Origin of the sequence: Sulfitobacter pacificus, from assembly GCF_030159975.1 — a bacterium.
GTDB classification, from domain to species: Bacteria; Pseudomonadota; Alphaproteobacteria; order Rhodobacterales; family Rhodobacteraceae; genus Sulfitobacter; species Sulfitobacter pacificus.
Map to the genome: position 1 here is coordinate 14303 of NZ_BSNL01000024.1, position 12411 is coordinate 26713.

Consider the following 12411-nt stretch of genomic DNA (forward strand, 5'->3'; position numbering starts at 1 on the left):
GCTTACTTTCCCTTACAATCCTGCGCGAACGGCTTGTCTGATTTCAAGGCATCCACCTGATCCGGCGCGCCGGATGTGAAATCAACCTTGGGGGATTTCACTTTCAGATGTTTGGTTTTGATGGTGATCCCGCTGTTATCGATGATGATCGTGCCACCGGGGCCACCGATCACAAACTTGTCCTTGGCATGCAGCGTATGTTTGCGGGTGCGGCTGAAAATGGATTTTTTTGTTTCAAGATCGTAATCTTCGCCCACCTTGGTCTGCATCAGCTTGCCCACAGAGGTTGACAGAACATTGCCCACCAATACGTTTTTCGCCAGACCCACCTGTTCGGTTGATCCGGCACCAACGGTTTCCTTTTTGTATTTCTCAACCGTGAGGTTCATCGTCCCGGAGGATGGCATGATCATCTGCAACAGCCGCGCCATGGTGGCCCCCTTGCCCAGCTGATCCGCGCCACCCGCGCTGCGATGGCCGCCAGAGCTGGTGAATTGCCCCTTCATCGCAATGGCCGCCAGTTCATTTGGCAAATCGGACACGCCGGCCACGATCCCGGCAAAACCCGCGACACCGGCCCCTGATCCTGCTTTATTGGCCCCTTTCTTCATGAATTTGCCACCGGCCTGCACCAATGGCATCAGCATTTTCAGCAGGCCCATGCCGCCGCCACCGACAGATATATTCTTGTTCGCGCCGACCCGCTCCATCGAGTTCGCGGCAACATTCAGCGAGGCATTGGCCCCGATCTGCTCCACCCGGTTGGCCGAGATATTGGCGCTTTGGTCGTTCAACACCCGGATCGTCTGGTCTTTTTGCGCATGGATTGCCATGTTTTCCTGACCGGCCTGCGCTTCAAAACTGATCTCGTTAAAGCCTGCCCCCTCGTGGGTATCCGCGCGGATCACATGTTTGGTTTTATGCGCGGGCAGGCTGTAGGGCCGGTCGGTTTTGCCGTTGAAAACACAACCGGTCACCAGCGGTTTGTCGGGATCGCCTTCCAGAAACTCCACCACCGCTTCCATGCCAATGCGTGGAATGACCATGCCGCCATATTCACCAGCCGCTGAATGCTGCAAGACGCGGCAGCGCATTGAATAGGCTTTTTGCAAATCCCAGTGGAAATGCACCAGAATGCGCCCGTATTCATCACAGTCAATCTCGCCCTCGCCCACAACCATAGCGGTCTGTGGCCCATGGATGCGCGGAACATAAGTGTTGCGCGGCGGCAGGATCGGCGCATCCACCGGGGTCAGCACATATTCACCGCTGTAAGAGGCCATATCACTGCCCGATCCACCTGACTGATAGCCATTGGCGGAATAGCTGTGCCGCGCCTCCAGACAGATCAGCGTGCCGGGTTTGCGCCCGGGAATGTCGTCGCCCGTCAGGTCCAGCGACAGACCTGAGGACAAGGAGGGGGCATTGCCGACGATCCGTTGCCGATGGTCAGCGGATTCAATTTGCTTCAACCGCGTCTGAGACAGGCCCTTGCCAGTGCCCGCCTCAAGATAGTCGCCGGGATAGGCATAGGATTCAATCTGCCCATGCGGATGGGTCCGGTTTGACAGCTGGCTGACCTGCATGGCGGCCTTAGGTGTTTTAAAGTTGAAATCGGTGAGTTTCACCGCGCCGGTGGTCAGCCCCCTGCCCGATCGCCAGTCCCAGAAATGTTCGTCATCGGCATTATGATCCTCAACCGAGTTATAATAATCCCGTGTACCCCCCGCGATAGCGCTGAAACTCAGCGGATCGTCTGTCATCACCAGCGTATGCGCCCCCGCCTGATGATCAAAACAATAGTTGATCCCGAAACGCTCCATCTGGCGGCAGATGAAATTGCGATCCGTTTCGCCGAATTGCACCGTATATTCCAGAACAGGGTAATCCTGCAAAAGGCGGTTATCGAACAGGGGCTGCGACGCCTCTGCCCAATCGCCAAAGACTTCCTCAATAATCTCGACCACGGTTTTATTGTGGAAAATACGCTGGTTCTGACGCTGATCCGCCAGCCACAGCCACGGTCGCAAGGTCAGCGAATAAAGATAACCGCCATCGCCAACGCCAAGTGTCTCTGCATCTGTGACGATGCCATCATAATAACGCGGGCCATGCTGCTGGTTGGAAAACGCGACATGCGCATGGGTGCCCATCAGCGCGTTCAGATCAATATCCGGGTTCAGCGATACCGCCTCGACCCGATATTCGAACAAATCGTTAACCGCGTCCTGCCCGGTAAAGCGCAGCAACACCAGTTCGGTTTCACCCAACATCGTGGTCAGGATGGCGGGCCGGTTCTCTTGGCTAAGAATTAAATTCATAAAACCCACTGATCTTATTTAGAATCATCCAAAGAGTAGCCCTTTGGCAGCGCAGCAATCAAATCGGAATGCGCCTTTAGGTAGAATGGAAAACTTCTTACTGATGTACAAGTAGGCAGAGGGCCATTTAACCCGGATTAGGCGCAGGGCTGCATCTTGCGGGCCAGATATATTTAACATGGATTGACGTGGCGGGTTTTTCGGCGAAACTCTGCCGTTATGGCCCCTCATGATCATGCGCCCCCTGCTGAACCGGACAAGACCCAGCCGCCGCTGGCTGCGCTGCGCTATGCCACACCCGCCGAACTATATGCTAAAATGCCGCATGTTTCTCAGCTAACGTTGCACCGCCCCACAGTTACAGAGCGGGCGATAGAATACCTGTATCGGTTACGGGCGTCGACCACACCGGAAGAGGCGGTGACCTATACGGCGTTTGCGACGATGCCAAAAATGGGCGTGTGGTGGGGCTATGAATGTCTGCGCCTGTCCGGAGAGGATCTGAGCGCACAAGACCGTCAGATGATGGAGCTTGTGGCGAATTGGACGCAATACCCGGATAATGAAAACCGCTACCGCGCGATGAAGGCTGCACTTTATGCGCCGGTGCGGACGCCGGCCACATATCTTGGGTTGGCCGTGGGCTGGTCCGGTGGATCAATCGCTCCCAATGATCCTGCAGGGGTGCCCGCACATCGCGGCCCCAAGGCGCTGAATACCGCGGTACTTTCCTGCCTTGCACAGTCCGACCTGCAATCGCGGCCCATCCGTCTGGCGCGGTTCATCGATCAGTCCGAAGTGCTGTATCATGCGAGCTAGGGTGGCAATATGACCCGGTCCTGAGGCCGGATGTTTCGGGATATCCCACTGGAATTGACCGTAATTTTGGCGCAAGTTGGTCCTTAATGACACTGCGTATGCGAATCGATAATTTTGACACGCTGGAAGACGGCGGGCCGACATGGATCACTCTTGATCAGAGAGGGGCAAGTGTCGGACGGCGTGCATCAATGGATTGGATTTTGCCTGATCCCGCCAAACATGTGTCCAGCCACCACTTTGATATTCAGTATCATGACGGGGCCTATTGGCTGCGCGATGTATCGACCAACGGGACCTATCTGCAAGGCAGCTACTACCGGATCGACGGCCCTGTGCAGCTTAAAGGTGGCGAGAGGCTGATTGTCGGTCACTATATCATCGCTGTGGAACTCAGCACACGTCAGGCACCCGCGCCCGCACGCCAGCAACGGCCCGGTGTTACTGTTGATCCCTGGGGGGGCATTGGTACGGATGCGGATCCCTGGGATATGGGGGCGGACCCCAATACCGGTGGGCTTGCGCCGGTGAACCCCCTGCCGAACCCTGCGGCGAACCCGCATCATCTTGATGAAATGGCGCAGGATTTCGTGCCGCTGCAACAGCCCGCCAATCCGCAGCACAGACCGCCGGATGCTTCCCAGCTTCAGCAACCCAATGTTCATCCCTCGCAAGGCGATGCTGTGCAACACCCGCCGCAACAGCCGGTCCAATCACCCCCGCCGCCGCTCGCCGCGCCCAAGGCTGTGCCGATGCCGCCGGTGGGCAACCCTGCCGAAACGGTGATCAAGCCGCCGCCGCGTCGCACCACTCCTGCGCCCGCCGTGGCAGAGCCCATCCCTGTCGCTGCGCCAGGCCGGCCGGACGGTCAGGCAATCCTTGCTGCCTTTTGCGCAGGTGCAGGCATTGACCCGAAAAGCGTTGAAGGGGTTGATCCGCTTGCGCTGGTCGAGGCGCTCGGCAAAAGCGCACGGGTGACGGTGGACGAGGTGATGCTGATGCTCAAGGACCGCGCCAGCGTCAAACAATTCACCCGCAGCGGCGAGCGCACAATGCGCAGTGCTACCGGCAACAACCCAATGAAATTTATGCCTGACAGCGATCAGGCGCTTGCCGCTCTTCTGCTCTCTCCGCGTGAAGGCTTTCTGACAGGGGCCGAGGGGTTCGAGAATGCGTTAAGTGACTTGCGGCGTCATCAGACGGCAGTGTTTGCCGCATTGCAACCGGCACTGGCCGAGGTGTTGACCGGGCTTGCCCCGGATGAGATTGCCGAGCGTGACGGCACGTCCAGCAACCTGTTGAGCGGGTCGAAAAAGACTCGCAATTGGGATGCTTTTGTCAAACGCTGGGATCAAAAGGCCAGTACCGGGGATCATGGGATGCTAGATGTGTTTCTGCGGGCCTTTGCCAAAGCTTACGCCGATGCGACGGGTAAATCCGATCAACCTTGACGGTAGCGGGTTTTTACGCCGTATTCACAACATTCATGAATTGGGGACAAACCCGTGACATTAGACGAATTGCTGACACCTGTTGCGGATGACGCGCCCTGCGGTCCTGATCTGGATGCGACGATGGATGCCGGATATGAAGAATATTATTTCGGTGCCTTGGGCCGGTTGCCTGCCTATTATTACCGCCCCGGTGTTGAACGCCCCGATGGAACCGCTTCGCAGGACATGATCTTTGACAGTGGCGAGGTGGATATCACGACCGAACGCCGCGAGATTGAAAGCCTGCTGACCCGCAGCCGCGATATTCGTCTGCTTGTGCTGCTCGCCCAATGGGAGGCGCTTGCCGGCAGGCTTGATCCCCTGGCCGATGCGGTACAGTCAATTGCCGCACTGCTTGAGACATATGGCGACGATCTGCATCCCCGGCTTGGTGACGGGATAACCGCGCGGCGGGACGCTTTGGGCGATCTGAACAGTCAGGTTACCCTGATCCAGCCGCTCCAGTTTCTCGGGCTGACCGGTACGGATGAGGTCAGCCTGCGCAAAATCCGTGTTGCTGCCGGTGCTGTTACTCCGCTGCAAAACGAACAGGATCTGACTCCCGGTATGATGACCGACGCGCTCAGCGATCCGGGCAATAAAAAACGGTTGGAGCAGCATCATAAGGCATTGTTGCGGCTGGCAGAGGCGCTGGGGCGGATCACCCGGAGCTGTCAGGCGCATGAGGCGGCGGCTTTCACACCTTCCTTTGATCTGCTCACCGCGACGGTCCAGGAAATGCTGGGCGCGATCAGTTCCGCCCGCCCCGAATTGCGCGCCGCGGAGGTACAGGCCAGCGCAGCGCCAGCGCCCACACCATCCCCCGACATGCCTGCAGCCCCGGTTGCTGAGGCAGCTACGCCACCCGCTGAGGCAATCACAAGTCACAGCCATGCCCGCCTGACACTTGAGGCTTGCGAACATTATTACCGGCACAGCGAACCCTCCTCGGCGGCACTGTTGCTGGTCACGCAGGCGCGGCTGCTGATTGGCCGCCCCCTGATCGAAGCGCTGGAAACCCTGTTGCCGGAAAAGGCCAATCAGGCGGTTGTCGATTTTGGCCCGCAAACCGGGTTTTCGCTGAACATCGACCGCTTGCGTCAGTTGACCGACAGCGCCCCGCAAAGCCCGTCACCGCAAACCGATACCGCAGAGTCCGACTCGCCGGCCCCCGACATCCAAAGCAGCGAACAGGCGGCAGGTGCAATGCGCGCAGTGGAAACCTATTTTCTGGCAAAAGAAAGATCATCGCCGGTTCCCCTGTTGTTGCAACGCGCTAGAAGTTATCTTGCCCGGGACTTTCAATCATTGGTTGACGAATTGGTTCCAGTGGTGGAAACAAACCAATAAATATGATTGCTTTGTCAAATATCCTTTCGCCCCAATGCCTAAGATATGGCGTGGCGTTGACTTTGATGGTTAACGCTGCTTCACTTTTGATTGAAAAACCTAGGTTACTTTCTTGGAGTAGTATGAATGGCGTCTGATTCTGGTTCCGGTTTCATCAAACGAAACCGCCCGCCCCGCGTGCAAATTCAATACGAAGATCCCTATGACAGCGAAAAGATGGTCGAGTTGCCATTTGTCATGGGTGTGATGTCGGATCTGTCAGGCAATAACCCCGGGGTTGAACCCGAACCGGCGGATGACCGCAAGTTCTCGGATGTGACCAAAGACACGCTTGATGACTACATGGCCGCGACCAAACCCGGCATGACCTTTATGGTGGGTAACAAGCTGGATCCCGACAGCGGTCAGAAGATGGGCGTGGATCTGCAATTCGAAAAGATGGAAGACCTTGAGCCGGCTGCGATTGCACGTCAGGTGCCCGCACTGCGCAAGATCCTTGAAGCGCGTGAACAGCTGGCAAACCTGCAGCGTTACATGAGCGCCAAGCCCAAGGCACAGGAACATTTGCAAAAGCTGCTCAGCGACCCCGAACTGATGGCCGCATTGGCGGATCGTGCCGGACCTGACACCGATGATGATTAATGTAGGCGGCCCCAGCCCCACATGTCAGCAGATAAGCCGGAAAAGAGATCAAGATGAGCAATGAAACACAACAGGAAAACCAGCAGGGTGCAGAGGCGCTGAACGAGCTTTCCGAATTCTCGGATATCCTGAAACAAACAATCAAACCTCGTTCCGAAGTGGCCGCCAAAGAGGTGGACAATGCTGTTGTGGCCTTGGTGCGCGAAGCCATGGGCGACCAGTCGCTGATCGCCGAGGATGTGATTGATACGCTGGATGCGATGCTGGCCAAGCTTGACGAAAAGCTGACCGACCAGATGAATGAGATCATTCACAACGAACAGTTCCAGCAGTTTGAAAGCAGCTGGCGCGGTCTGGCCTATACGCTGAACAACGCCGAGACCGACAGCACCCTGCGGGTCAAGGTTCTGAACATCTCGAAAAAAGAGCTGCAGGCGATGATGCGCCGCTACCCTGGTGCAAAATGGGACAAATCCCCGCTGCATGACATGGTGTACGAACAAAACCTTGGCACTCTGGGCGGCAAACCCTTTGGCTGCCTGATCGGTGACTATCACTTCAGCCAATCCTCGCCGGATGTGAACCTGCTGAACTCCATCGGTAAGATCGCCGAAGCCTCTTTGGCCCCATTTGTTTCCGGTGCGTCGCCCGAATTGCTGGGTCTGGACAGCTGGAACGAAATCTCCGTCCCGCCGGACCTGAGCGAGATTTTCGAAACCCCGGAATATGCTCAGTGGAACAGCCTGCGCGACAGCGAAAACGCGCGTTTCCTTGCGCTGACCCTGCCCCGCGTTCTGGCCCGTGAACCTTACGGCCCAAACAGCAATTCCGTTGTGGAAGAGTTCAACTTTGTCGAAGATACGGATGGTCACGGCGGCCAGATGTATTCCTGGATGAACGCAGCCCATGCCATGGCGGCAAACATCAACCGCGCGTTTAAAGAAAGCGGTTGGACCGTGCGCATTCGCGGCGTGACTTCGGGTGGTGAGGTGGCCAATCTGCCAACCCATCTGTTTGATACCGGCGATGGCTCCAAGGACCTGAAATGCCCGACCGAAGTGTCGATCACCGACCGTCGCGAGGGCGAATTGTCTCAGGCTGGCCTGATCGGCCTCATTCATCGACAGCACACAGACAAGGCGGCTTTCATCGGGGCGCAATCCCTGTACCGCCCCAAGAAATATGTCGACGATCTGGCCACTGCATCGGACAATATGTCGTCACGTATTCCTTACATTTTCGCCGTATCGCGGTTCAGCCATTACCTTAAGGCGATGGTACGCGACAAAATCGGGCAAAGTCCTGACAGAATGCAACTTCAGATGGACTTGCAGGCGTGGATCAATAAATATGTTTCAGGAAACCCAGACAGTGCCAGCGAATTCGAAAAGGCGAAAAAGCCTTTGGCTGGTGCGAAAGTCGAGGTGGTAGAGGATGAATTGAACCCAGGTTATTACCAAGGCAAATTTTTCCTTAAACCTCATTTCCAACTGGAAGGCATGGATATCGGCATGAGCCTCGTATCCAAGCTGCCAACAGGAAAATAGAAATAAGATTTCCTGCCGCGCAATTAGGCGCGTCAGGTTCCAAAATCCCAAAAGGAGTGAACTAGATGGCCATTGATTGCTTTTTGTATCTCGACAACAACATTGTAGGTGAGTCGCAGGACGACAAGCACCGCGACTGGATTGATATCCTGTCCTGGAACTGGGGTATGACGCAGTCCGGTACGACCCATCAGGGTGGCGGTGGCGGCGGCGGCAAGGTTGACGTCAACGATATCACAATCAGCAAATACGTCGACAAAGCGACCCACGATCTGATCGCGCGCTGCTGCTCTGGCGAGCACATCAAAAGCGGTCAGCTGGTGGTACGTAAATCAGGCGGCCAAGCGCCGGTTGACTACCTCAAGATCGACATGGAAGACATCATCATCAGCACCTACAACACAGGTGGCAGCAAGGATGGTCTGGACCGTGTTCAGGAAACACTGACCCTGAACATGCGTCGTTTTCAGGTGACCTATACCTTCCAGGAGCAGTCCGGTGCCGCAGGCCCCGAAAGCATGGCTGGCTGGGAAATCGCCGAGAACAAGACCTGGGGCAAGTAAGACTGGCTTTTGCCGTTCACTTGTTTTGATACCAATGAGGCTGGCCTTTGGGCCCGCCTCTGCGTCCGAGGACCTTGGGGATAGCCGGCCATGGTTGGCCCAAATGCAAGCGAGATTATGCAAAACGCCCCAACCGACAAACGACTTGCAGCGCGGCGCAACTGGCGCAAGGGCGAACGTGCCAAGGTTTCCATCCTTCAGGTTTTCCGCAATTCCTTTGAAGCCGGGGATGCCCGTGGCAGCGCACCGGGGGACGGCCCCCGCAGCCTGCAACGCCGCGACGGTTTGGACGAGGCAACCTTGCGTAAATATCTTGAAACCGATTTAAATGCCTTGCTGAACACGGTTGAACTGGGCTCGGTGGTCAGCCTGCATGATGTCCCCCATGTTGCCGCATCGATTGCCAACTATGGGTTCAGCGATCTGTCCAGTGTTGCGACCGCAGATATCAACAGCCCACGGATCAAGGAAACCATCCGCAAATCCCTGATCAACCATGAACCCCGGTTGGTCCACGACAGTATCGAAGTAACGGTGGTAGAGCCGGATGGCGACAACCGCCAACGTCTGTCGATCTCTGTCTCTGCCGAGTTGATGGGCGATCCCATTGATATTCCACTGGATTTTGACGCCGAAGTGGATATGGCCGCAGGCAAGCTGAAAATGTCCAAGCTGAGGATGCAGGCATGAAACGCGCCCTGCGCGAAGCCTATAACCGCGAATTGGCGCTTCTTAAGGAACGCGCAGCAGAGTTTGCGCATGACTACCCCGGTCTGGCCGATCGCCTTGGCGGGCTGGTCGAGGAAAATCTTGATCCTACGGTCTCTGGCCTGCTTGAGGGCAGTGCCTTACTGGCCGCGCGCGTCCAGACCAAGATGCAGGATGAGTTCAAGACCTTCACGCATGAACTGCTGGATCAGATCTTTCCTGATGCATTGGCCCCCACTCCTTCTGCGATGCTGGTGCAGGCCAATCTGCCGCTTGAAAACACCGATCTGGCCAAGGGTATCCCGTTTAACGCCGGTGCCTATATGGATGCCCGTTTCAAGGACGCAGACAAACAAATCGCCTGCCGTTTTGCACTGGCCGCACCGCTGAAAATCTGGCCGCTTGGGGTGCGGGATGTAAAATACCACGCCGGTGCAGGGCCAATCGGCGCGTTGGGTCAGGAAATAGCGCAGGGCACCAAAGCAGGCATTGTTCTGACGCTGGAACGGCTGGGCGCGAAAGGTACCGATCCCGCTGATCTGACTCTTGCCGGTCTGGGCGACGATGCCGGGCTGGATGAACTGGTGGTCCATCTGACCGGCCCGTTAAAAGACAGTGTTGCGCTTTTTGAGCAATTGTTTTGTGACACCACCCGCATCTCGCTGCGCTGGCTGAACGCACAGGGCGATCCGGTGTTTGCCACCCTGCCCCAGCATAGTCTTGAACAGGTCGGTTTTGACCGGGACCAACGTCTGTTTGCCCATAACACCCGCCTGTTCGAAGGTTTCGCCTTTCTGCGCGAGTTTTTTGTTTTTCCCCGCAAGTTTGCCGGTTTCCGCCTGAGTGGGATGGCCGATGTCCTGCGCTATATCCGTCAGTCACAGGTCGAGGTGATCTTTGAATTTGATACGGTGAACCGCGGCCTCGCCTCGCGGCTTGAGAAAGAGCATTTTGCCCTGAACGCCGCTCCGGCGATCAACCAATTTGAAGAAATGTCTTCACAGGTGCGTATCAACACCAAAGAACACGAGGCAGTGGTCACCCCCAACTCCACCCCGATCACCCATTACGAGGTGCAATCGATCAAGGATGTCTGGGCGTTTTATCAAGGTCAGCAGAACAAAGTGCGGGTCTATCCGCTTTATGCTCTGCCGCCGGATGCCAAGGATCCGCGTCAGGTCTTGTATTACACTTATCGCCGCCGCCCGCGCCGGTTGACCGCGTCTGAACAGCGCTATGGCGCGTCGAACTATCGCTACCGCGGGACCGAAACCTTTGTGTCCATCTATGCCCCGCCCGGCGACGAGGTGGTGCAGCGGTTGCAGCTCAATACCCTGTGTTCCAATCGGCATCTGCCCGAATTCTTGCCGATCGCGCAGTCAAAAGATGACTTCTTTTTCTGCGACGATCAGACGGTCACCTTGTCTTGTGTCGCCGGTCCCACACCGCCAACCGACAGCCTTGCCGATCTCGAATCCGGGGCCGCCCATCGTACCACTTCGGGTGATGTCTATTGGCGGCTGGTGTCCTATCTGTCGCTGAACCACTACGGGCTGGAAAGTCGCGATGGCAAGGATGCTGCCGCCAGCCTGCGCGAGATGCTGTCGCTGTTTACCGATCTGTCCGACAATGTCAGCGAGGCGCAGATTGCCGGATTGAACAAGGTGGAAACCCGCCCCGTGGGCCGCACCATTCCCCATGCTGACGGATTTCACACTGCGCGCGGGATCGAGGTGACCCTGACCTTTGATGAAGAGGAATACGAAGGATCCGGAGTGATGTTGCTGGCTGCGGTCCTCGACCGTTTCCTGTCGGAATACGCCGCGGTTAACAGTTTCACCCAAACGGTTGTGCGCACCGTGCAACGCGGTGAGATCAAAGTGTTTCCACCGCGCTCAGGCTCTGGACCATTGTTATGAGCAAGCCAAGCAAGACCGAAATCCTGAACCAACGCGATGCACAAGCCAAAGCCGCTTTTGGTCAGGGTCTGTTCAACGTGTTGCGTCGGTTGGAGCGCGAGGGGCAGGACGCGCCGCGCATCGGTCAAAACACGCGGCTCAAGGAATCGCTTGTGCGTTTGGGGCAGGACCCGTTTCTGGCCTTTCCTGATGCCGATATGGCGCGGGTCGATCTGGAAGCCAGCCCGCCGATGATCCGCGCACAGTTTATGGGGTTTTTCGGACCACAAGGCGCGCTGCCGCTGGTCTGGACCGAAGAGGTGCGGCGCTGGTTTGATGCAGGCGACCCCAGCTTTGTCGCCTTCACTGATATCTTTGCCGCCCGTTTTCAGGAACTGTTCTTTCGCGCCTGGTCCGACGCCCGCGCCATCACCCAGTTTGATCACGAAACTCAAGATCGGTTTTCGGCCTATGTGCTGTCGCTGCTCGGCAGCGGCTCTCCCTCCTATCGCAACCGCGACTCTGTGCCGGATACGGCAAAACAACGGCTGGCTCCTCTGGCTGTGGGGCGGATCAAAAGCCCGGTCAAACTGCGCCAGATGTTACAGGTGCATTTCGGTGATGCGGTTCGGATTGACATAGATGAGTTCGAACCCGCATGGCTTGAGTTCGAACCAAACGCCTTGTGCCAGATGGGCCGACAGGCGGCAACTATGGGGCGGGATGCGAACCTTGGTGAACGTGTTCTGTCGATTGGTGAGAAAATCACCATTCAGATTTATGTCAAAGACTATGACGCCTACCTGCGGTTCCTGCCCGGTGGCACTGATCACGCCCATCTGCGCGATCTGACCTTCTGGTATCTGGGCCGTGCTTTTGACATTGAAGTGGCGCTTTGGCTGCCCAAACCCGAAATTCGCCCTGCCGTATTGGGCCAGACGATCATGATGGGATGGATGGCCTGTATCGCGCCAGATCCCGATAACCCCGAACACCTTTTACGGGTGACACGGTTTGAACTGGAACCGCTTGATCATACGCAGCCCGAACAGACCGCCGCCTAGAATAGC

10 protein-coding genes are annotated in these 12411 nt (G+C 56.8%); 9 read left to right on the forward strand and 1 reads right to left on the reverse strand.

Features of this window, described 5'->3' with window-relative positions:
* Positions 1-2: 2 nt before the first annotated feature.
* Positions 3-2321 (reverse strand): type VI secretion system Vgr family protein, encoded by a 2319-nt coding sequence (locus QQL78_RS21095; protein WP_284376809.1) that lies wholly within the window; start codon positions 2319-2321, stop codon positions 3-5.
* Positions 2322-2540: 219 nt separating this feature from the next.
* Here QQL78_RS21095 and QQL78_RS21100 point away from each other — a divergent pair, with 219 nt between their 5' ends.
* The 9 genes from QQL78_RS21100 to tssG all read left to right on the forward strand — a co-directional run bounded on the left by QQL78_RS21100 (position 2541) and on the right by tssG (position 12405).
* Entirely contained in the window at positions 2541-3140 is a 600-nt protein-coding gene (locus QQL78_RS21100) for a DUF6931 family protein (RefSeq protein ID WP_284376810.1), read from the forward strand.
* 98 nt (positions 3141-3238) lie between these two features.
* Positions 3239-4591, forward strand: coding sequence for a type VI secretion system-associated FHA domain protein TagH (tagH, locus tag QQL78_RS21105; RefSeq protein ID WP_284376812.1), 1353 nt, complete (start codon positions 3239-3241; stop codon positions 4589-4591).
* A 54-nt stretch (positions 4592-4645) separates the two neighbouring features.
* Positions 4646-5983: a type VI secretion system protein TssA gene (locus QQL78_RS21110; protein WP_284376814.1), complete on the forward strand. Its 1338-nt coding sequence runs from the start codon at positions 4646-4648 to the stop codon at positions 5981-5983.
* A gap of 126 nt (positions 5984-6109) precedes the next feature.
* Complete coding sequence (gene tssB, locus QQL78_RS21115; protein WP_284376816.1) at positions 6110-6625, forward strand: type VI secretion system contractile sheath small subunit; 516 nt, start codon at positions 6110-6112, stop codon at positions 6623-6625.
* Positions 6626-6678: 53 nt separating this feature from the next.
* Entirely contained in the window at positions 6679-8172 is a 1494-nt protein-coding gene (gene tssC / locus QQL78_RS21120) for a type VI secretion system contractile sheath large subunit (protein ID WP_284376817.1), read from the forward strand.
* 65 nt (positions 8173-8237) lie between these two features.
* On the forward strand, positions 8238-8735 hold the full coding sequence (locus QQL78_RS21125; RefSeq protein WP_284376819.1) for an Hcp family type VI secretion system effector: 498 nt from the start codon (positions 8238-8240) through the stop codon (positions 8733-8735).
* 90 nt (positions 8736-8825) lie between these two features.
* A complete protein-coding gene (gene tssE / locus QQL78_RS21130; protein WP_284376821.1) occupies positions 8826-9425 on the forward strand; it encodes a type VI secretion system baseplate subunit TssE in 600 nt (199 codons plus the stop codon).
* Entirely contained in the window at positions 9422-11362 is a 1941-nt protein-coding gene (gene tssF, locus QQL78_RS21135) for a type VI secretion system baseplate subunit TssF (RefSeq protein ID WP_284376824.1), read from the forward strand. Before tssE ends, tssF begins: the two co-directional genes overlap by 4 nt.
* Positions 11359-12405: a type VI secretion system baseplate subunit TssG gene (gene tssG / locus QQL78_RS21140; protein WP_284376825.1), complete on the forward strand. Its 1047-nt coding sequence runs from the start codon at positions 11359-11361 to the stop codon at positions 12403-12405. Before tssF ends, tssG begins: the two co-directional genes overlap by 4 nt.
* Positions 12406-12411 lie beyond the last annotated feature (6 nt).

Excerpts from the sequence above, each read along its gene's own strand:
- tssB (WP_284376816.1), top strand. The coding sequence starts at position 6,110 with ATGGCGTCTGATTCTGGTTCCGGTTTCATCAAACGAAACCGCCCGCCC.
- QQL78_RS21125 (WP_284376819.1), top strand. The coding sequence starts at position 8,238 with ATGGCCATTGATTGCTTTTTGTATCTCGACAACAACATTGTAGGTGAG.
- QQL78_RS21100 (WP_284376810.1), top strand. The coding sequence starts at position 2,541 with ATGGCCCCTCATGATCATGCGCCCCCTGCTGAACCGGACAAGACCCAG.
- tssF (WP_284376824.1), top strand. The coding sequence starts at position 9,422 with ATGAAACGCGCCCTGCGCGAAGCCTATAACCGCGAATTGGCGCTTCTT.
- tagH (WP_284376812.1), top strand. The coding sequence starts at position 3,239 with ATGCGAATCGATAATTTTGACACGCTGGAAGACGGCGGGCCGACATGG.
- tssE (WP_284376821.1), top strand. The coding sequence starts at position 8,826 with ATGGTTGGCCCAAATGCAAGCGAGATTATGCAAAACGCCCCAACCGAC.
- tssG (WP_284376825.1), top strand. The coding sequence starts at position 11,359 with ATGAGCAAGCCAAGCAAGACCGAAATCCTGAACCAACGCGATGCACAA.
- QQL78_RS21095 (WP_284376809.1), bottom strand. The coding sequence starts at position 2,321 with ATGAATTTAATTCTTAGCCAAGAGAACCGGCCCGCCATCCTGACCACG.
- tssC (WP_284376817.1), top strand. The coding sequence starts at position 6,679 with ATGAGCAATGAAACACAACAGGAAAACCAGCAGGGTGCAGAGGCGCTG.